General features: G+C 51.7%; 23 protein-coding genes. 12 read left to right on the top strand and 11 right to left on the bottom strand.

Annotated elements, in window-relative coordinates; translation table 11 throughout:
* Positions 1-238 precede the first annotated feature (238 nt).
* From AC2IBB_RS00645 to AC2IBB_RS00615, 7 genes are all read right to left on the bottom strand, one after another.
* Positions 239-1,099 (bottom strand): P63C domain-containing protein, encoded by an 861-nt coding sequence (locus AC2IBB_RS00645; RefSeq protein ID WP_486330998.1) that lies wholly within the window; start codon positions 1,097-1,099, stop codon positions 239-241.
* Between the two features lie 10 nt (positions 1,100-1,109).
* The gene (locus tag AC2IBB_RS00640) at positions 1,110-1,721 is read right to left on the bottom strand and encodes a hypothetical protein (RefSeq protein WP_486330997.1); all 612 of its coding nucleotides are present in this window, start codon (positions 1,719-1,721) and stop codon (positions 1,110-1,112) included.
* The gene (locus tag AC2IBB_RS00635) at positions 1,718-2,593 is read right to left on the bottom strand and encodes an ATP-binding protein (protein WP_486330996.1); all 876 of its coding nucleotides are present in this window, start codon (positions 2,591-2,593) and stop codon (positions 1,718-1,720) included. The genes AC2IBB_RS00640 and AC2IBB_RS00635 overlap by 4 nt, the downstream gene beginning before the upstream one ends.
* Positions 2,590-3,060, bottom strand: a complete 471-nt coding sequence (locus AC2IBB_RS00630; RefSeq protein ID WP_216740102.1) for a hypothetical protein — start codon at positions 3,058-3,060, stop codon at positions 2,590-2,592. The genes AC2IBB_RS00635 and AC2IBB_RS00630 overlap by 4 nt, the downstream gene beginning before the upstream one ends.
* Positions 3,057-3,272 (bottom strand): helix-turn-helix transcriptional regulator, encoded by a 216-nt coding sequence (locus AC2IBB_RS00625; RefSeq protein WP_216740101.1) that lies wholly within the window; start codon positions 3,270-3,272, stop codon positions 3,057-3,059. The genes AC2IBB_RS00630 and AC2IBB_RS00625 overlap by 4 nt, the downstream gene beginning before the upstream one ends.
* 268 nt (positions 3,273-3,540) lie before the next feature.
* Positions 3,541-4,494 carry a hypothetical protein gene (locus AC2IBB_RS00620; protein WP_486330995.1) on the bottom strand — a complete coding sequence of 318 codons (954 nt, stop codon included), beginning with the start codon at positions 4,492-4,494 and terminating at the stop codon, positions 3,541-3,543.
* Complete coding sequence (locus AC2IBB_RS00615) at positions 4,491-5,666, bottom strand: hypothetical protein (RefSeq protein ID WP_486330994.1); 1,176 nt, start codon at positions 5,664-5,666, stop codon at positions 4,491-4,493. The genes AC2IBB_RS00620 and AC2IBB_RS00615 overlap by 4 nt, the downstream gene beginning before the upstream one ends.
* 251 nt (positions 5,667-5,917) lie before the next feature.
* Between AC2IBB_RS00615 and AC2IBB_RS00610 the strand changes: the two genes are divergently transcribed.
* Both AC2IBB_RS00610 and AC2IBB_RS00605 read left to right on the top strand, forming a co-directional pair.
* A complete protein-coding gene (locus AC2IBB_RS00610; protein WP_486330993.1) occupies positions 5,918-6,253 on the top strand; it encodes a helix-turn-helix domain-containing protein in 336 nt (111 codons plus the stop codon).
* Positions 6,254-6,546: 293 nt separating this feature from the next.
* Positions 6,547-7,458: an NYN domain-containing protein gene (locus AC2IBB_RS00605; RefSeq protein WP_486330992.1), complete on the top strand. Its 912-nt coding sequence runs from the start codon at positions 6,547-6,549 to the stop codon at positions 7,456-7,458.
* A gap of 344 nt (positions 7,459-7,802) precedes the next feature.
* Here AC2IBB_RS00605 and AC2IBB_RS00600 read toward each other — a convergent pair whose 3' ends face one another.
* Positions 7,803-7,961, bottom strand: a complete 159-nt coding sequence (locus tag AC2IBB_RS00600) for a hypothetical protein (RefSeq protein WP_486330991.1) — start codon at positions 7,959-7,961, stop codon at positions 7,803-7,805.
* A 35-nt stretch (positions 7,962-7,996) separates the two neighbouring features.
* On the opposite strand from AC2IBB_RS00600, the gene AC2IBB_RS00595 reads away from it, so the two are divergent.
* The 4 genes from AC2IBB_RS00595 (at position 7,997) to radC (ending at position 11,239) form a co-directional block, all read left to right on the top strand.
* Positions 7,997-8,488 carry a DUF2924 domain-containing protein gene (locus tag AC2IBB_RS00595; protein WP_486330990.1) on the top strand — a complete coding sequence of 164 codons (492 nt, stop codon included), beginning with the start codon at positions 7,997-7,999 and terminating at the stop codon, positions 8,486-8,488.
* A complete protein-coding gene (locus AC2IBB_RS00590; protein ID WP_486330989.1) occupies positions 8,485-9,840 on the top strand; it encodes a recombinase family protein in 1,356 nt (451 codons plus the stop codon). The genes AC2IBB_RS00595 and AC2IBB_RS00590 overlap by 4 nt, the downstream gene beginning before the upstream one ends.
* Positions 9,837-10,274 (top strand): LacI family transcriptional regulator, encoded by a 438-nt coding sequence (locus tag AC2IBB_RS00585; RefSeq protein WP_486330988.1) that lies wholly within the window; start codon positions 9,837-9,839, stop codon positions 10,272-10,274. Before AC2IBB_RS00590 ends, AC2IBB_RS00585 begins: the two co-directional genes overlap by 4 nt.
* Before the next feature lie 413 nt (positions 10,275-10,687).
* A complete protein-coding gene (radC, locus tag AC2IBB_RS00580; protein ID WP_486330987.1) occupies positions 10,688-11,239 on the top strand; it encodes a RadC family protein in 552 nt (183 codons plus the stop codon).
* A gap of 69 nt (positions 11,240-11,308) precedes the next feature.
* On the opposite strand, the gene AC2IBB_RS00575 is transcribed toward radC, so the two are convergent.
* On the bottom strand, positions 11,309-11,551 hold the full coding sequence (locus tag AC2IBB_RS00575; RefSeq protein WP_486330986.1) for a hypothetical protein: 243 nt from the start codon (positions 11,549-11,551) through the stop codon (positions 11,309-11,311).
* 239 nt (positions 11,552-11,790) lie between these two features.
* On the opposite strand from AC2IBB_RS00575, the gene AC2IBB_RS00570 reads away from it, so the two are divergent.
* The 6 genes from AC2IBB_RS00570 (at position 11,791) to AC2IBB_RS00545 (ending at position 17,045) form a co-directional block, all read left to right on the top strand.
* Positions 11,791-13,200: an ACT domain-containing protein gene (locus AC2IBB_RS00570; protein WP_486330985.1), complete on the top strand. Its 1,410-nt coding sequence runs from the start codon at positions 11,791-11,793 to the stop codon at positions 13,198-13,200.
* 42 nt (positions 13,201-13,242) lie between these two features.
* Positions 13,243-13,695, top strand: a complete 453-nt coding sequence (locus tag AC2IBB_RS00565) for a hypothetical protein (RefSeq protein WP_486330984.1) — start codon at positions 13,243-13,245, stop codon at positions 13,693-13,695.
* 30 nt (positions 13,696-13,725) lie between these two features.
* Positions 13,726-14,679 (top strand): DUF4123 domain-containing protein, encoded by a 954-nt coding sequence (locus tag AC2IBB_RS00560; RefSeq protein WP_486330983.1) that lies wholly within the window; start codon positions 13,726-13,728, stop codon positions 14,677-14,679.
* Positions 14,680-14,689: 10 nt separating this feature from the next.
* Entirely contained in the window at positions 14,690-15,352 is a 663-nt protein-coding gene (locus AC2IBB_RS00555; protein ID WP_486330982.1) for a hypothetical protein, read from the top strand.
* A 36-nt stretch (positions 15,353-15,388) separates the two neighbouring features.
* Positions 15,389-15,988 (top strand): Imm5 family immunity protein, encoded by a 600-nt coding sequence (locus AC2IBB_RS00550; RefSeq protein WP_486330981.1) that lies wholly within the window; start codon positions 15,389-15,391, stop codon positions 15,986-15,988.
* Between the two features lie 436 nt (positions 15,989-16,424).
* Positions 16,425-17,045 (top strand): hypothetical protein, encoded by a 621-nt coding sequence (locus AC2IBB_RS00545; protein ID WP_486330980.1) that lies wholly within the window; start codon positions 16,425-16,427, stop codon positions 17,043-17,045.
* Positions 17,046-17,551: 506 nt separating this feature from the next.
* Here the strand turns inward: AC2IBB_RS00545 and AC2IBB_RS00540 are convergent.
* Both AC2IBB_RS00540 and AC2IBB_RS00535 read right to left on the bottom strand, forming a co-directional pair.
* Complete coding sequence (locus AC2IBB_RS00540; RefSeq protein WP_486330979.1) at positions 17,552-17,746, bottom strand: hypothetical protein; 195 nt, start codon at positions 17,744-17,746, stop codon at positions 17,552-17,554.
* Positions 17,747-17,882: 136 nt separating this feature from the next.
* Complete coding sequence (locus tag AC2IBB_RS00535; protein WP_486330978.1) at positions 17,883-18,044, bottom strand: hypothetical protein; 162 nt, start codon at positions 18,042-18,044, stop codon at positions 17,883-17,885.
* Positions 18,045-18,082 lie beyond the last annotated feature (38 nt).

Genomic DNA, 18,082 nt, shown 5'->3' with positions numbered 1-18,082 from the left:
GACTTCCTCCTTTGTTCCTTTCAGCCAGCCCGCATACAGCGCGTGAAAGGCTTTCTGACATCGCGCCGAGCAGAACCGCCAGTCGGTGGGATAACGCTTGGGCTCGCCTGGCCGATGTTGTGTGTTCAAGTGACCAAACCCTTTGGCCTGGCGAGCGCAGACTCGGCATTTCATGAGATGAGTTCCCCTTAGCCGCCCCTTGGGCGGCGTTTGCGTGACTCATATGCTTTTCCATGGGTCAGGCCGCCTCTCCAAGTTCATTCGGCAGCAGCCCCAACTGCAGCGCGCCGCCGGCGAAGGCCGCCTCGCAGCGTCCGCGGAAATCGCAGTAGCTGGCGGAGCTGCGCGCTATCGCCGTCACGGCGTGGATCTGGGTCTCCAGACGGGCCAGCCCATGCTCCGACAGCCATTGGTGGTGTTTCTGCGACAGCCCCTTGCGCAGGCGGATCTCCTCCACCAACTCCACAGGTAGCGTCGGGCCGTATACCCAGCGCGCGGTGATCTGTCCGATCACGGACGGCGGATTCTGGGCGTGGCCCTGGTAGGTCCAGCCAAAGAGCCGGTACAAGGCGCGGTAGTAGTCCGGATGAAAACGGCGTTCCCAGGCCGCGCAGGATTGCCGCAGCAGCTTGCCGATCAATTCCTGCAAAGCGTTCGGCGCACGGCGGTGCTGATAGCCGGTCGCCTCGTCAATGAGCGCCACCTCGCCGGTAGTGGCGAGCGCGGACAATATCGCCCGGCAGTGAGGAACGAGTGGCCGCCGTTTGGGGTGTAGCTTCTCACTCAAAGCCGCGTCAATTACTCCCAGGGCCATTTCACCTACAATCCCTGCGGGAAAGAAGGTTCCAGTCTGGCCAGTGGGCAAACGCACCTTTGCGTACCCTTTTTTATCGAATAAAGACAATGACTTAGGCGCGAATTCAGCGATAAAAGCGCCAATTTGCGTACCCGGACTTTTTTTCCGAAACCCAAGAACCTGGGCGAGTTGACGTTGGATATAGCCCCGGCTACCGTCCGAGAGCACCACGGCCTCGCACTCCATATCTCCAAAACGCACCACCCCGTAATGGCTGGCGCGAAGCGGCGTAATATCGGTCATAACGTTCTCCTCACTGCGCCCAGGACGGCTTGCCGGCGACCGCCGGTTGCATTGTTGGTGGCGCGGCGGGCGCGCCGTTTCCTCCGGCCGGCGGAGTCTTATTCGGAACCGCCCCCGCCATCCAGGCGGCGTATTCAGGATGATCCGGCTCCAGCGCGTTCTTGATCACATTGCGCTCTCCGCCCTTGGCGTCTTTTTCAACGTCCACCCGGGCGAGAAACTCCAACCCATCGAGCTCCCTGAAGCCATGGATGCGACGTGCGGCGGCCGCCTGGGGCGAGTTATCGTTTGGGTTGACCCGTCTGGCGCTGTTGAGCGCGGCGCGGATAAAACTTCGTCCCATTTGCGCCCAGGTCGGTCCTTTCGGCGAATACAGACCGATGTTGCTCCACAGTTTTCGCTTGGCGTACTCACCGCCAGTGACGATGAACTCCGCCGCCAGATAGACCGCTCCGGTATCGTTTGAATAGGTGGCGTAACCGCCGTCCCAGCCTTGACTGGGGTCGTCATAACCCCCGGGTTGCAGCGACATGCGTACCGGCACAACCGTTCCCCTGGGAATCACATCGAATGCGGACTGTTGTGGATCGGCATCGTTAAAGTCGTTCCATGCCTGGTTCATAGGGCTTGCTCCTTGGCTTCATTGAGTTGATCGACAGCGGGCGGCTGCGTGTATTCCAGTCGCTCCAGAGCCGGTTTCACGGGCCCTGCGACCTTTTCCATAAGTCGTCCCAGATGCGGTTCTTCCACCGCCTCCAGGCGGCCTGAACGATCCTTGGCGGGGTATCCCCAGGGATTGAGGGTGTGACAGACGAACGCGCGATAGCCGGCGCCGTCGTCTGACTTCAGTTCGGCCAAGGTAACGACCTCGTCGACAATGCCTGGCAGTTCCAGTCCCGTTTTTGAGCCGTCGATCTGCAGGGAAAATACGCGGCGGTTGTAATCATCGAGACGTTCATCAAGGATGCCGACGAACCAGACGTTTTTGTCCCGTGTGTGCTGCAGATGGGTGAGCCAGGCGATCATCTCCTGGCCCATCAACCCGTATGCGCCGCGTGCGTCAGGCTTGCCGGTTCTCTCCGAATGGGCCTGCGGCTGCCCCTTGCACCACTGCATACACAGACGGCCCGCCACGGTAATGGAGTCGACAAATAAGGTATCGTACTTGTCTAAAATGGACGGGTCGCCAAAGCGCTCACACACCGCCTGAAAGTGAGCTTGGCTGAACGGCTGATCCTCGCGTAGCGCCGGATTGGGTCCTCCAATGAACACGGCGAAGTCTCGGCACTCCGGCCAGGTGCGTGGGCGAATGGAATCGCCTTTCCATCCCTCAACAGCGAGATCGCCTGCCTCCAGATCGAAAAACAGCGTGCGCTGGGCGTCGAGCGTCCACAGTTGAGACGTCTTGCCGATGCCGCTTTTGCCAATCAACACGCCTTTGACGCCGCGCTTTTCAGCCAACCTTTGATCGGCGGTGATGATGGGTAGGCTCATGAGCGCGCCTCCCGGAGAGACAAACGAATCGACGGCTTGCCGGGTTTCCGAATACGCGCCGGCTCGAAAGAGCGTCGCAAACTCTGCGGCCAGGCGTTGTACTTGTCCTCGCTGACGATGTAGGTGATATCCAGAAAGTCGGCGGGATCACCTCCCGATGCAGCGATGCGTCGCGCCATCTTCGCCAGGGCGTCCTGGCGCCATTCCACGCGCTCGGATACGCTGGCGTGAACATCCACCGCGCCGTCCTCAAAACTCACGGAATCGGCTTCTTTCCACCGACGTAACGCCTTAGCGCGCCGGCCGTACTTAATCTCCATCGCATAATCAAGGTGGGCCACTAATACCTTGGCGGCGGCGAGCATGATTGACGCTTCCGTTCTGAGGCGGCATAGCGTTTCCCCTGAGCACTCCGCCAGTTCCGGGGCGGACATCGCGATCAGTTCCTCCACAGCATATCGGCTCATGCGGCGTCTCCATGGTCACACAAGCGTTTGGAGGTGCTCTTGCGCAGGCTTATCTCCTCAAATTCCTCCACATCCTCGATGCGATACAGCACCCGTCCGTGCAGCTTCAGGTAGACGGGACCGCGGCCATCAATGCGCCAGCGCTCCAGACAGCCCCGGCTGACGCTCCAGCGCCTGGCCAGCTCATTCTGACTAAGGTGTTTGATTTCCACGATTGGCTCCTTTTAGGTTGTTGCGGAATCGTGGAGCTATCATGCAAAACGAGCGGTGGGAAAATCGGGGGTGTCCTGGTGGGGAAACCGGTGGGAATTTTAAAATGAGGTGGGAATCTGGAAATATGGTAGAGGAGTAGCGGTGAAGTTATCGCCAAGACACGCGCGTGGATAAACCAGATGCAAAATCTAATGATGCGACTTGGTGGGAGTCAGGTGGGAAAATTGAATTGAGGGGTGGGAAAAGCAAACCACACTGGATGGGGCCTCAGCCCACATTCAGGTGGTAATAACCATTGCCTTCATTGACGATCAATGTGTTCCATAAAGGGTGCGGAGCCCATTTGCCTTGGATCTTGTTACGCATGATTCGGTGCAGTTCCTCCTCCGTATCCGCCGAGGCGCGCAAAAGGTCTTTATGGGCGCGTCCGCCCTCTCGATGCAGCGCTTCCATCACTGCGGACTGCTTCTTGGTTAAAGCGTAGCTCTCTCCATTCCAGTACACGCGACGATAGTCGGAAGTGAAGCTCAAGCCAATGCCGCCTTCTTCGCTCATCGCCACGGAGGCGCCTCGCAACAAGGCTCGTATGGACAGGTCATCCAGAAAGCAGTGTTCATGGGATCGGCTCATCAAACTGACCAGTGGCTCCAACGCCATGTCCCTTGGCAACCCCATGCGCTCAGGCAGACGGGATGAAGAGCACACCACTATGGCTGGCGCTCGCGAAGCCTCCCGCTCCAACGCGCTCATAAACGTCAGCAGTCTCTCCGTAGAATCCAGGCTCCGCACAAAATACACATGAGTCAGGCATCCATGAAATCGAGCGGAGCCAAGATGCCAAAAGCGATCCGGGATCAACGACGTTATCCGATGGTGAACCCCTATGCCGAACAAGCCCTGCAGCCAAATCAGCAACACAGCGACGTCCACCATGTAACGATTGATGCGTTCGGCGGAGACCTCCACCCAGCCCGCGCTGACGGAAAAGTATCGATGCCGACGAATTTCCGGACACCAGACCAGATCGGCGAAGCCTTGGTGCCCATCAGTGAGATATCCCAGGCATCCAGTGGGTTTCAGAAACAAACCGCTTACCAGTTCTCCCGCCACCGCAGGAAACTCTTCAAACAGCAAGCTGCCAGAAATGCCCGGAGAGGGACTGTTTAACAAACGCAGCAATAATGCCAGGGCGTTCAACGTCAGCAGGGTTTCCGTCATCATCCATGAATATCGTTCAACAGCCCCCACTGTTTGAGGTATTTCTCCCCAATCAGTCGCTCTTTATCCGTCCGGCTACGCAGGTCGCAGCCATTGGGCAGGGTAATGCGCACAGGCAGCGTTTTACTGCGAGCGCTGCCGTTATCCGGATGAAAACGAATCACCAGTTTCGCCTGTGTGGGCACGAACCCACCGGACGTCAGCGGGCTATGTTCGCTGAAATATTCCCGGGCGTATTCATGCAATCCCATGATGCTTTTCGCTGGCGTCTCTATTTGCAGGCGCCCCAAACCCGCCAGATCTTTTAATTTGAGCATCACCAAATGAACGGACGCAATGCCATCGGATGCGTCCCAGGTCAACGTCTGATTCGTCATCAGCGGTTCCAGATCGTATCGCCGCAACGGGGTGCGCTCCGCTTCCACGCCACGCGCCAGGAGGGCTTCGGTGAACGCCCGCGCGATCGCGTCCCTTCGCTCCGCTTTCGCGGCGACCACCTCGACTGCTCCATTGGATTCGCAGTAAATGATCGCGTGCTCGGAGATAGGACGCCTGATTCGGGAAACGATGTCGTTTTCTCCCTCGAATTCGAGGTAGGAGTCCGGCAGCCCTTCCTGATACACCATTATCTGGAAAACTTGAGATTGACCGCCGTCCTCCGCAGCCAACACTCGCCGAAACAGATCCACTTTGACTTTTTCGCCCAGTCCGAACAGCGAACGAACCCTATCCTTAAATACTTCAAGGGACATTTCGTCCGAACGCAGCCTTAGACCGGTCTCAACCTGATAACCGCTCCAATTACGCCCATGACGATATTGATCGGCGTAGCGAATATCCTCAGCGTGACGGAAACTTTCAGACTCATGCAAATAGGTCCAGAGACTGCGATCCTGGGCGGACGGTAAGCTTTTTAGTTTCGTCACATCTCGGACCGCTCCCAACAGCGCAGCTTGTCCCACCTCGTCGGACATCTGCTGGACACGCTCCATATCGACACGCAGCCGAATTCTTTCCTCCGGCGTAAACGTGTCCACCCATTGGGTCAGCGTGTGTAATAAAGTGGACCGGTCTTGTGTCCAGTCCATCCCGTCAACGGGGGCTTTTTTTCGGCTAAAATAATCACGCAAAATCTCGACCGACGCATGTCGGACGAATTGGCGAATGATAGGCATGAACAACAACCTTCACTGGTAATATTAACGATCAAACATAGGACGCCGAGTGGTGGAAGTCAGGAATGCGAGCTTCGCGGCATGCGTCCTCGTGGCGCCAGGTTTCCTCCCTGTTAAGTGCGGAATGGCGCGCTTGGTAGGCCAAAAGGATTATTCCCAGCCTTGAAACCCCTGTCAAGTAGTGCGTACTCGTTCAGTATCATGCTATTATTCTCTGAACGATGGTCAATAAATACAAAAAGGAGCCTAACGTGCCAACTCACCTCGGCGCCAAAGTGCGCGCGCTACGCATCCAACACAAGCTCAGTCTGGAAAAGCTCGCCGAGCTGACCCAGTCCAGTAAAAGCTATCTGTGGAATCTGGAACATCAGGAATCCATCAAACCCTCGGCGGACAAGGTGGAAAAAATCGCCACGGCCCTCCACGTCACGCCAGACTTCCTACTGGACAAATCCGACGCCACTCCCGACCAGGACATCCTTGACGCGGCCTTCTTCCGCAAGTTCCGATCCTTGCCGGAGGCGGACAAAAGGAAGTTCCGTAGAATCATCGATGTCTGGGCGGACGACGCAGCCGGGCAAGCCTAGTCGTCAGCGCGCGTCCTCAGGGCAAAAATCGGCCATCTTGACTTTCCATTGTATTACAATTGGTTAGACTGAAAATAAGTGAAAGATCAGTCAAAACGGCCACCCTGGAAAATCGCGGCCGAAGGCGATGAGGGCAGACGTTATCCCCTGCGAAGAACGCGCTCTCGGCGCCTGAGAGACTTTTTCCAGGACGTCCCGAGCCATCCCAGGGTTTTCAATTGGACGCCTCCGAGACTCTGAAAAAGTCTCTGATGGGCGATTTCCCTGTAAGTGATTCTGAGTGGAAGAGACACATGAAATACGATGGGCTCAAGGCCGGGATATTCATCGACAACGACAATTTGATCTACGGACAGGATCGTGAGGGGCTGGACTACAGCGCCATCATCAAGTTTGTGGAAGATCTCGGGATGATTGTCATTCGAGCCAATACCTACATGGCGGTTGATGAAGACAGGGAACAGAAGGACGCCAAATACCGGCAGGAGCAACGAAAGCACCGCAGTGATATCCGCAATGCCGGATTCAGGGTGTTCGAAAAGCCTTTGAAAAAGTACCAACAAGAAGACGGGACCGTCTACGCAAAAGGCAATGTGGATCTGGAGTTGGCGGTGGACGCTTTGCTTCAGACCGATAACCTTGACTATGTGCTGCTTGGAAGTGGAGACGGTGATTTTTGCCGCGTGGTATCCGCATTGCAACACAAGGGGAAAAAGGTGGAGGCATTCGCTTTCGACAATATTTCCACTGAACTGAGCCAAGGCGTGGACGCCTTTTACCGTCCCGATGGCGAGCATGGCCATAAGATCAACGGTTTTCTGAAAAGAAACCAGGCCGCTCACAAGCAACCCACCAAGACGGAAAAGAAAGAGAGAGCCGCGAAGCCCGTGCGTGAGATCGCCACCATCAAGGCCGGTTCCTGGAGAGAGGACAAGGGCTTTGGCTTCCTGACCGTTAAGGAGGAATCCGGAAAAACGAGCGACCTCTTTTTCCATGTATCGCATGTGCGATTTTCCGGGGGAACTCGACCTACCAACTCTGAGATGACAACCATTGCCAAAAGTGGGTGCCAAGTGGAGTTTGAGCGAGGGGTAAGTGAAAAAGGCAACAAGACCTGCGCCGTCAAAATCATTCCCGTCTCGGCGGAAGGGGAATTTGTGGAATACCTTTCCTTGCGTGATATCAGCTCCAGAGTGCTGGCGTGACAGCCTCTGGCTCGGTGGTTGTAGGAGGTCGCTCCTAATAGTCACCATCAACCATGCCTTGCGTACCCTTTTTTATTCTTTATTAATAAGGCGCTACGCGTAAATTCTCCGTTAAAACCCTGAATATGCGTACCCGCCTCGAGGGCGTCGACGTTTGGCTCTCGGATGGCGGTCGCCTCAACATTAAATTTTTCCGTCCTTTCCGCAATCGCCTGCAATCCCCCGCAACCGTTCGCAGCGGCCTGAAACTCCCTCATGGCCCGGATGGAGGTCCGCGCCGATAATAGGTGCTTCATCAAGTAGTTTGAAAATCGGGACCGCCTAGCATGCCGCCACACTCGCTTTTACCCATCCAAGCCATTCCGCCAGAGAATATGAACGCCGAACAACGCCGTAGGGAAGTCGCCCTCATTCTCGCCCACGGGCTCATCCGTCTGCGTGAGACGAATTTTCAAAAAGAGAGCAGGGTGGGACTTGTCTTCCGGGACGAAGGAAGCGTTCATCCAACTCCGTCAAAAACTGAAAGAACGGAGAAAAAATGAATCCTTTGGAAATGAAGAAAACACCGTCCATCGCCGCCCAGGTGGCTGCTCTACCTAATTTGTCTCTACAGGAGCTCCGCGAACTTTGGCGCGAGCTATTCGACAAAGAGGCGCCAACTCATGTGAAGACCTATCTTGTGCGCCGCATCGCCTATCGGATTCAGGAAGTGGAGTTTCGCAAGCTCAACCCTGAACTGCTGGACAACAATCGGCGACGCATCGCCGCCCTGGCGGAGGCGACCGATCAATCCAGAAAGTCTCCCCTCAACCGGCTCCCGGCCGGCACGGTGCTGATCCGTGAATACAGGGAGGTTGAGTATCGGGTGGTGGTGACGGTTGACGGACAATTCGAGTTTCAAGGGCGTCTCTATCCGTCCCTGTCCATGATCGCCCGGGAGATCACCGGGACACGGTGGTCTGGACCGACTTTTTTCGGAGCGAAGTCAGCCTCGAAACCAAAAGGCGTGCGCAAGGGAGGCAAACGATGAGTGATGCTATTAAACGTCGACTGCGCTGCGCCGTCTACACCCGCAAGTCCACCGAGGAAGGCCTTGAACAGGAGTACAACTCCATTGACGCCCAACGGGACGCGGGGCACGCTTACATCGCCAGTCAACGTGCGGAAGGGTGGGTTCCTGTTGAGGATGACTATGACGATCCCGCTTATTCCGGCGGCGATCTGGAGCGCCCCGCTTTACAGCGCCTGCTTGACGACGTGGAAGGCGGCAAGGTGGATATCATCGTCGTATACAAAATTGACCGCCTCACCCGCAGCCTTACCGACTTCTCGAAAATCGTGGACGTCCTGGATCGCAGCGGCGTGTCTTTCGTATCCGTAACCCAACAGATCAACAGCGCCACCTCAATGGGGCGACTCATGCTGAACGTGTTGCTTTCCTTCGCGCAATTCGAACGTGAGGTCATTGGAGAGCGCATTCGCGACAAAATAGCCGCGAGTAAGCGCAGAGGGATGTGGATGGGCGGCATACCGCCGCTTGGCTATGACCTGGATGGACGTTATCTTGTCCCCAATGATCGTGAGGCAGAGCTGATCCGTCATATTTTTCAGCGTTTCATCGCATTGGGCTCCAGCACTTCCCTCATGAAAGAGCTGCGCCGGCAGGGCGTTACCGCCAAGTCCTGGACTACCAGCGATGGCCGTGTTCGTGAAGGAAAACCACTTGATAGGACGATGATCTATCGAGCGCTCACCAACCGGGTCTACCTCGGTGAAATCAGGCATCGGAAAGCTTGGTACAAGGGAAAGCATTCTCCTCTCATCAGTCCTGAGTTGTGGGATCAAGCTCATGAGATTCTACGTAAAAATCACCGCTCTCGCGGAAACACCTTGCGCGCCAAAGTGCCCTACCTGCTGAAAGGCATTATCTTCGATTCCGAAGGCCGGGCGCTGACGCCTTGGCACACCACTAAGAGAAGCGGAAAGCGTTATCGATACTACATTCCACAACGAGACGAGAGGGAGGGCGCCAGCGCATCAGGATTGCCTCGCTTACCCGCGGCCGAACTCGAGTCCGCTGTACTGGAGCAATTACGCGGCTATCTGCGCTCCCCCACGCTAATTCAGGATATTTCATCGATGGGCGCGCACCTGGACCCTGAGCTGGACGAGGCCAAGGTCACTGTCGCGATGACGCAACTGGACGCCATTTGGGAGCAGCTGTTTCCGGCGGAGCAGTCCCGCATCGTGCGCCTGCTGGTGGAGAAAATCATATTCACGCCCATGAGTTTAGAGGTGAGACTTCGCATGAATGGCATTGAACAAATAACCCAGGAGCTGTGCGCCAACACCAATCATTTCACAGAGGAGAATGTGGCGTGAGTGGAGGAAGCATTCAAATCACAGGACGCACCAGCACCATTTTAGCGAGCAATGGCGCTCCAACCTTGTTTATACCCATTCGGATAAAACGCCGAGGCGGACGTAAATTAGTCACCCTTCCTCAAAGCGAGAGCGGCGATCGCCCCTGGGACACAATGCAGACGCCATTACAAATGGCCTTGATCCGAGGGCATTGTCTGGCGGCCCGTCTTGAATCGGGAGAAGCGCGCAATGTCAGCGATCTGGCGAAGAAAGAAGGCATGAACATCAGCTATTTAAGCCGCTTTCTGAACTTGACCATACTGCCCCCTGATATCGTGGCGGCCATTCTTGATGACTCGCTGCCCAGTCAAATATCGTTTACCGGTCTGACAATCGATCCACCGTTGTTGTGGGAGGAGCAAAGAGAAAGGGCAGGGATGGGAAAAGTTTGAAAGAGTCGGCGTTGGGGAGCCGAACCCAACGCCGACGGACCACGATAAGAACACTGGGGTCATAGCGGTCCCTTGGGAGTTTAGCAGTTGAACGCGAAGCTTGAACAGGCGGCTGGAAGCTTCGAAGCAGCGAGCGGGAGAACGCCTACCTTTCTAAAAGCGTGGGCTGAGCGGGCCTTTCCAGCGCCGACTCGCCATCACAGCGACCTCGACGTCGTGTAGTGGTTAGAGCCGATCGGACATGTATGAAAGGAAGAAGATTTTCAAGGTTCAGGCCGACGTGTGCATTGGAGAGGTAATCCAGTTGCAATCCCTCGCGGATTACGCGTTCATAGGCCACCTCTAATCGCCGGCGCAGGGTGCTGACACACCCAACGCCGACTAACCAAAACCAACTTACACGGAGTTGATCAATGGCTGACATCGAGTCTACTACGGCCACGCTTCATTTGAACAGGCGCACCGGGGAATTTACCCTATCCGTGCCCCTGGATTCGGACATCGTTTTAAAGGCCGCCAAACGCGCTCTGGCGCAACGGTTTAAACGTCATTCCTGCCACATGGATGACCCGGGCAAAGTGAAAGAGTATCTGATGATGCATCTGGCGCCGGAGCCGCGCGAAACGTTCGTGGGACTTTTCCTGGATACTCAGAATCGATTAATCGCCTACGAAGTGCTATTCCGTGGCGCGATCGACGAGGCCCATATTTATCCTCGCGAAGTGGTGAAAGCGGCCTTACGCCATAACGCTGCGAAAGTTATCGTCGCCCATAACCATCCCTCAGGCGATCCCAAACCTAGCGTTAACGACCAGCTCATTACCTACCGTTTGCTACAGGCGCTTATGCTCGTTGAAATTCCACTCGTCGACCACTTTGTGGTGGGAGGGGATCAAGTTGTAAGTATGGCGGCGCAGGGTATTTTCGGGAAACGACCACGGAAGCTGCCAGAGCCAGCAATGTAAAAATACTATGACGACGGGAATAGACACGTCCCGTCGTTTCACTCGCTACCCTTTCCAATAGCTAAAAAGTCACCAGCCCCGTGATTTCATTCGCTTAAGCTGATACTCCATTGACGATTGGCTCATTAGTCGCGTGATCTCTTTTAAGCTCAATCCACGATATGTTTTGGCTTCTTTATGAGAGATTTCGCCGCTTAGTAATGGCGTTTCAAAACTACCGCAAAGTGCAGCGTCAGGCACATATTCAGGGAGATATCGACGAATCGCTTCTTCAGCAATTTGTTGGGGAGATTTTTGACTGCGCGAGTCCATATGCAATGTCCATCCTAGAGTACAAGTTAAAGCAAGTCCCATAATGTTTGTTTTATGATCGCCTCGTCAAGCTAGTATTGACGGCTAGTTCAGACTTCCTATACCAATAGACTTATACACCCAAATGTCTCTGAATAGTAAAATATTCTTGCATTGTAAAAATACGTAACACTTTTTTAGCTCTGCGTCATCTCCGCCTCAAGGGTTAGGAAAGGCGTAATACAAGGGATGTTTCCTGCATGTACTCCACCCGCTCTTACGCGTTTAAGCATTGGTCTGATATCACTGTCGCCGACCTTCCATTTATCGAATCTCCTTTTTTTGCAGCGAGCTTTGCCGACCGTTGCTTGAGCAACGACTTCAAGGTCAGCGATGTCGCCAGCAATTTATGCGGCTATCACTTCCGCTCGGGGTTTGGGGCTTTTCCTGGGCGTGGTTCTGCCCACTTCAGAAAGTGGAGAGATGATTTTGTCAGAAGCGTTGAACGCGGTGAGGTGTTGCTAGTTTTTACCGACAAGAAAAAGCCTTTCTGTCCAGTTATCAACGAGAGTGAAGATGGACCAGTACCTACCAGTTCGGAGGTAAGACTTGCCGAGCGTTTGATTACTCGCGCTAATCCAGCCCCACCACCACCGCCTGCGTTGACAGGGGAGGTAATGGACGTTACTTCGCTAAGTGGAAACATTGGCTGGTCTAGCGCACCTAAGGAAGCTAGAAATACCTCACCTCCTACTACGACCGTTAGTTCCCCTACGCCAGTTCAACCATCGATAAAGCAACAGGATTCTGAGAACGCCCAAGCCCATGGCCATATAGCTGCGGCCAGCGAAGCACAACCCTTTTGTGAAGACTGCGCATCCAAGCCAAAACCAGCCACACCAAAAGCTCAGCCTTCAAACGAAACGGAGTTCAACCAACCTGAAAACTGTAAAGGATGGGGGTTAACAACTGATGAGTGTGTCGGCGAATATACAGCTGAAGTGAAAGATGTATTCAATCGCTGGGGCACTCTATCCCCCGAAGAAAGATCAGGCGCACTCAGCGCCGCACTAAATAAGCAATTAGCAAAAGAAGGGATTCCAGCAGTATCGATTATAAGCCGGCCAATAAAAGGCGCACTGTTTGACTTCAAATACTGGATAGTATTAGTTGATAAGAGCTTGCTCATGCAGCCATCACTGGCTCAGGCCGAGCAGATGCAGCTGGCAGACCATTTGCTCCATGAAGCAAGACACGCAGAACAATGGTTTGGTATGGGGCAGCTTTATGCTGCTAAAGGTGGCGACCCTAACGATATCGACCTGCGCGCCGACGTCGCTGAAGTGGCCAAGATGAATCCTCTTGACCCAGAGTCTGATAAGGGACAAGCAATCGACAAAATGTTCCAATATGTCTACGGTGATAATTTTGATGATCGTGACGCTGTGTATGACCAACTAGACAAGACTGAAGAGGTATTAAAAGCCACAGTTGATAGACGTGATGCGCTACGACAAGATCCAAACGCATCAACAGAGGCTATTGAATTGGCGCAAGCAGATGTCGCTGGCGCGAATCTCCAATACATGAAGGCAGTTAAAGCGTATCAAAACTTACCAGAAGAAGCTGACGCATGGGCTACCGGCGCCAAAGTACGAAAAGCTTGGTAGAGACGCGAACCAGTTATTAACCCACTACCTGGATGATTTAAGATGGAAGTGCTTAAAGAGTTAGAAGAAATTGTAGACCTATATCTAAGCGGAAAAAGTAATGGTCTTGATTTACTGGCAGTTATCGCAATAGATCATGATAAAGAGTTCGCGTCTTTAGGCGATATTTCATTTACACCTTCCAACACCATTTTTGATTCAGGGTTCCTATCCTTTTGCACAGAAAAAAACCCCTCAACAGCAGAATCACTGGAGTTCCACCTCTCACCTGAAACAGCTATATCTCTAGCAGATTTGAGCAAATATTGGGGGGATTTTAGAAGAGTGCCGACCAGCCCGGGTGGCCGCCCCTACAACTATGCCTTCCCCAAGGTATTAAAGCCGTCATATCAATATTCAGGGTATATTCGCGCACAACTAAGCGCTCCAGTCGACACGCCGGATTCCAAAGTGATTGTTATTATGATTAGTCGTGATCCTATTTCTAAAGCGTAACAATCGCATGATTCAAGATGTAATAACTTTATGAATACGACAGCCACTATTGAAATACTCAAAGATCAGTGCCCTAACTTCGAATATTACTATGCAATTGTGGATTGCGCCCAAGATGAAGGACTCTTTGAAAAAATACAATTGAGTGGATGTCAATATTCTACGTTGTTTTGGCCTGAAGCTAGTGAGGAGTTGCTTCGTGTTTCACCGCATATTATTGAGCTTCAAGACAATGACTTCTGTGCATGGCTTCAGAGTCAGGGCTGGGGGAAATCTTGGGCAATTTATATAGCCAGTGAACGCCCCATAGGCTACCTAATACGGCATTTTAGAAAATTGGGAAAAGTGATTGGCCCCAATCACCAAAGCTGGTTCTTTAGATATTACGACCCTAGAGTTTGCCGAGATCTGTTACCTATATGCGACACCCCACAGCTCGATAAAATCATTGGTGAAACAGGCGTGTTTTGGATGGAAGGCGAAAGTGTCTTCACTACTAAGAAGTTCTATAGAGAAGCTGACGAACTACATTGCTGCACATATAGTGTCAACAATGATGGCCAAGCTTTCAAGAAAACCGTTTACTACCCTGGCAACCAATTGCCGTCAGGAACTGACAGATCTTTTTTAAAATTTCGCCAAGACCAATGTGATACGTTAGGGGAAGTTGTGCATAGAAACTTCATTTTAAAAATGATCAGGGTATTCTCTGAACGCTATCCGCAAAAATTAAAAGTGTACGATCACGAAAAGCTAATAGAATACATCGAATTTGCTCTGACTCAGATGACAGAAATAGGGGGATACGGAAGGCGTTCAGCCTTTTGCTTTATCAATACCTGCTTCGTGTTCGGCTGGGATTTCCTCTCCAATCCCGATTATCAATGGATCAAAGAAAACTTCCTGACAAACGGTTCAATAGGAACTGTAAATAAACGCTTAGAGGCGCTTTTCAACTTCTGCTGCAGTCGATCATTGGGGTAGTGAGGGAAAAATGAACGATAGTGAATTAAAGAGTATTGTCGACAGCGAAAGTCAAAACGATACTAAAGCAATATCCAGTACATGCCCCAACACAACGCCTAGTGTTGACGCCAATACGCTGACAAAACTAAACGCCGCCAGAAGCGCTTATGATCGTGCGGCAGATGCGAAAAAGAAACTACCCAAGAAGTTCAAAAAGAAAACTGTAGCAAGCAATGGCACACTTACCCTGAGTGGTCACAAAGCAGATGAGATACTTCCTCCTGGCTATACAAGAACAACAGAAATTCAAGTGCAGCCAATGCTAGAGTACTCTTCAACACTACCTAATTACACTCCTACAAAAACTGGAGCAAATGACCCCAAAGGGCTTCCTGGTGGCAACGCAGCGACTCACGCTGAAAAACAGCTTGCAAGATACCATCAAGTTGAGGAAATAGACCAACCGATTGGGGTCTCGGAGGAGCAATGTGGTGATTGCCGGGTATGGTTCAAGGAACAAGCCAAGAGTACAAATAAAGAATATGTGGTAGCTGATCCTGAATACACGCGAATTTATAAATCCGATGGTAGCGTTGAGATTTATAACCAGTCAAATGAGCACTTAGAAACTGTTGACGCATCAACACCACCGAAAGCCAACATTACAAACTACCAGGGGGTTATCTGGTAGCATTGGTAAACATGACACGCAGCAGAGATCGAGTAGATGAAACAATTACTGGAACACGCAAAGCTTTCTATCGAAAATGACCCAGAGCATCATTTACAACTTCCCATTCGGAAAAAACTCTGGTTAGCAATAGGGCCTGTCGAAGAAGACGCAGATGGACATGCAATAAGAAGCCCTGCCTATAAAATGCGGGTAAAACTGGCGCTTGATACTTGTCGGAAGGTTCTCCCAATTTGGGAAAGGCACCTGCCTGCCTCGGATATTGCTCCCAAAGCACTGAAACTAGCAGAGGCCTATCTCCAGGGCACAGTGGATTACGATACGGCTGATAAGACTGCCAGCTCTCTATTGAGTGGGTTAAATAACACACAAGGTCTATCAGATGAGCAGCTCAATGCTGTTCTGGTTGGCTGGGCATGTGTTGACGCCTTATATATTTCTCTGATCGATAATTACTGTGACGACTTAGAAGAGCTAGACGAGGAACTTGATACTTGGGACTACTCAATGTATGCAGCAGGCGCCTATGCTGGCGGATATCCATGGCAAGAAGAAGGGCCTTTTAAGAGTGATCCAGAGAAGCTGAAGGAGTTCTGGAATTGGTATTTAGAGGAGGCCGCAAAGTTAGCGGAGTAGCCTCTCATCTTAAAGCATGAATGCGACAGCTAGATTTTTCGCGGGAACTCTTGGACTGATACTGTCGTTTTAACGTCTAACATTCCCCCCACTGAAAGGCGCTCGGCCAGATATCTCATCCTCCATCTGGCCGCCTTTCAGACCCATAAAGCAAAAATATAATCTCAAACAGTCATTCTTGAATATCCAAAGAGGGCCGGAAAAAGGACTATCAGCTCTCTTACTATAACCACGTCCCTACCACGGCATTGTCTTGACTGAAACGACTCCACGGGGCCAAGTGGGCAAGATATATACGCATGCTCGTTTTTCCAGCGAGCCACAAGGGCCGATTGCAGTAGTTTTCCAATGGAATCATGGAACTGGAGGATGTATCTTCAGTAAATGAAATTGGAAAAACGCGCATGCGCGATATACAAATGTTAGGAGTCACCAGATGACAGCCGTTTTACGATCAGTTAGCGTCGCTTTGCTTGGCGCATTTGCAGTGCCAGTCGCAGGTATAACAGGTATTGCCACCCTCATTTCGCTCCTTGTCCTTGTTTTTTCGTCGGAGCTGAGATCATTTGGTCTCTTTCTGTTCTTTTTATCCGCTGCAGCCATTTGCTACTTCGCAATCAAAACGCTGCAAAACATTGCGAAGCGTGGCCGCATTTTGGTCGAGAACATCAATGTAAAAGAGTCCTTGAACCTAAATCCAGAAAACATGCTTGGCTACCCAAGCCCAGCTTTCTTCGTTTTCGACAGGGTGAGCCGAAAGCTCGCAGTGTGCAATAGCGTCACCGGAGACTACAAAGTTCACGATTTTGGTTACGTGCTTCAGTGGTACTACGAATGGGGGACTGGGACGCGCATGGATGTAGGCATTACTGGCGGCGCATTCATTCCTGGAACAAATATGCGAGAGCCAACAATCACTCACAGTGAATACAAAAAGAACTTCACATTAGTTCTTGAAGTTGCTGATGAAAATAATCCATTCTTCAAGTTTCCCATGCAAGGTGAGGCTCCAGCAAAACGGTGGTGCGCAAAACTCAATGCAATATTCAACGGGTAAACTCCTAACAATTCGTTTCAGCGGATTGCCAAAAGCTGCGCTTTTGTCATCCGTTGAACTCAAACGTTAATTGGCATTAGGCGGATTCAACCCAAAATCGCTACAAATGCTATGTCTGCATTGGGTCGGAAGCAGTCTTTTACCATTCAACACAGTCGAAAAAGATAGCACGTGCACGAATTTCTGCTTTGGGTGATCGGCTAATTATGGCATTACCCATTTAATCTGACCTTTCAAAGCACCCGCACGGCTCGCTGGCCGCTATGGCTCCCACTGCTTGATGGCGTCCCGCTTCCTCCTCCGACATGGGTGTGGCACGCTGTTGTAGCCGCTAACTCCTAAACCACTACACAGGCCTTTACATAAGAGTATAAAGAAGCCAGTAACTGCGCCTCGAATATCATGAGAAAGTTCGTTCATATGTATTTACGCATAACGCTCGTAACACTTGACCGAAAAAGCGTAGCTTTTTAGGGTCAAGTGCTTACGCTTGTTATGTACACACACTATGGGGATACCTCATCCTCGGAGAATCCACCTATTACAGCTCCATCATCTAAAAGAAGACGTATACTCACAATATCAGAATCAATGCCGTAATCACTATAAATGGATAGAACTTTTCCTTCTTTTCCATCGTATGGACTACCTTTCTTTGAAACAAATAGATACTCACCTATTTTTATATATTTAATATCCATTATGCTTACTTAAATAGAATTGTTTGAATTTACTTTCTCTCATATTCATAGTCAAATATCGTTTCTGCCTTTATGACATACTTATCTATCACTTTATCCCAATGGCTTGGCTGACCAAGAACCACGGGATTAGTTTCTACATGCCTTCTGAGTGCTCTCTCAAATCTATGAGAGTTTCAATTTCAGATACCACCCAACTCATTGCTTGATAGAAACGCTTTTGGTCTAGTGGGTGTCCCGTATACCAGGTAGATACACCAGCCCAGCTTTTGATGAGACCATATATTTTATCTTCCATGTGAATCTCCGAATATTGGCAAAACATAACATTTGTAT

This window comes from Hahella sp. NS-SX17 (genome assembly GCF_057367735.1).
The sequence above is the reverse complement of the archived record's forward strand: the minus strand, read 5'-3'. Positions and strand labels throughout refer to the sequence as shown.

What these genes read in the sequence shown, in the direction of transcription:
- AC2IBB_RS00645 (WP_486330998.1), bottom strand. Translation starts at nt 1,099, where the DNA reads ATGACCGATATTACGCCGCTTCGCGCCAGCCATTACGGGGTGGTGCGT.
- AC2IBB_RS00640 (WP_486330997.1), bottom strand. Translation starts at nt 1,721, where the DNA reads ATGAACCAGGCATGGAACGACTTTAACGATGCCGATCCACAACAGTCC.
- AC2IBB_RS00635 (WP_486330996.1), bottom strand. Translation starts at nt 2,593, where the DNA reads ATGAGCCTACCCATCATCACCGCCGATCAAAGGTTGGCTGAAAAGCGC.
- AC2IBB_RS00630 (WP_216740102.1), bottom strand. Translation starts at nt 3,060, where the DNA reads ATGAGCCGATATGCTGTGGAGGAACTGATCGCGATGTCCGCCCCGGAA.
- AC2IBB_RS00620 (WP_486330995.1), bottom strand. Translation starts at nt 4,494, where the DNA reads ATGATGACGGAAACCCTGCTGACGTTGAACGCCCTGGCATTATTGCTG.
- AC2IBB_RS00615 (WP_486330994.1), bottom strand. Translation starts at nt 5,666, where the DNA reads ATGCCTATCATTCGCCAATTCGTCCGACATGCGTCGGTCGAGATTTTG.
- AC2IBB_RS00605 (WP_486330992.1), top strand. Translation starts at nt 6,547, where the DNA reads ATGAAATACGATGGGCTCAAGGCCGGGATATTCATCGACAACGACAAT.
- AC2IBB_RS00600 (WP_486330991.1), bottom strand. Translation starts at nt 7,961, where the DNA reads ATGAACGCTTCCTTCGTCCCGGAAGACAAGTCCCACCCTGCTCTCTTT.
- AC2IBB_RS00595 (WP_486330990.1), top strand. Translation starts at nt 7,997, where the DNA reads ATGAATCCTTTGGAAATGAAGAAAACACCGTCCATCGCCGCCCAGGTG.
- AC2IBB_RS00590 (WP_486330989.1), top strand. Translation starts at nt 8,485, where the DNA reads ATGAGTGATGCTATTAAACGTCGACTGCGCTGCGCCGTCTACACCCGC.
- radC (WP_486330987.1), top strand. Translation starts at nt 10,688, where the DNA reads ATGGCTGACATCGAGTCTACTACGGCCACGCTTCATTTGAACAGGCGC.
- AC2IBB_RS00575 (WP_486330986.1), bottom strand. Translation starts at nt 11,551, where the DNA reads ATGGACTCGCGCAGTCAAAAATCTCCCCAACAAATTGCTGAAGAAGCG.
- AC2IBB_RS00570 (WP_486330985.1), top strand. Translation starts at nt 11,791, where the DNA reads ATGTACTCCACCCGCTCTTACGCGTTTAAGCATTGGTCTGATATCACT.
- AC2IBB_RS00565 (WP_486330984.1), top strand. Translation starts at nt 13,243, where the DNA reads ATGGAAGTGCTTAAAGAGTTAGAAGAAATTGTAGACCTATATCTAAGC.
- AC2IBB_RS00560 (WP_486330983.1), top strand. Translation starts at nt 13,726, where the DNA reads ATGAATACGACAGCCACTATTGAAATACTCAAAGATCAGTGCCCTAAC.
- AC2IBB_RS00555 (WP_486330982.1), top strand. Translation starts at nt 14,690, where the DNA reads ATGAACGATAGTGAATTAAAGAGTATTGTCGACAGCGAAAGTCAAAAC.
- AC2IBB_RS00550 (WP_486330981.1), top strand. Translation starts at nt 15,389, where the DNA reads ATGAAACAATTACTGGAACACGCAAAGCTTTCTATCGAAAATGACCCA.
- AC2IBB_RS00545 (WP_486330980.1), top strand. Translation starts at nt 16,425, where the DNA reads ATGACAGCCGTTTTACGATCAGTTAGCGTCGCTTTGCTTGGCGCATTT.
- AC2IBB_RS00540 (WP_486330979.1), bottom strand. Translation starts at nt 17,746, where the DNA reads ATGGATATTAAATATATAAAAATAGGTGAGTATCTATTTGTTTCAAAG.
- AC2IBB_RS00535 (WP_486330978.1), bottom strand. Translation starts at nt 18,044, where the DNA reads ATGGAAGATAAAATATATGGTCTCATCAAAAGCTGGGCTGGTGTATCT.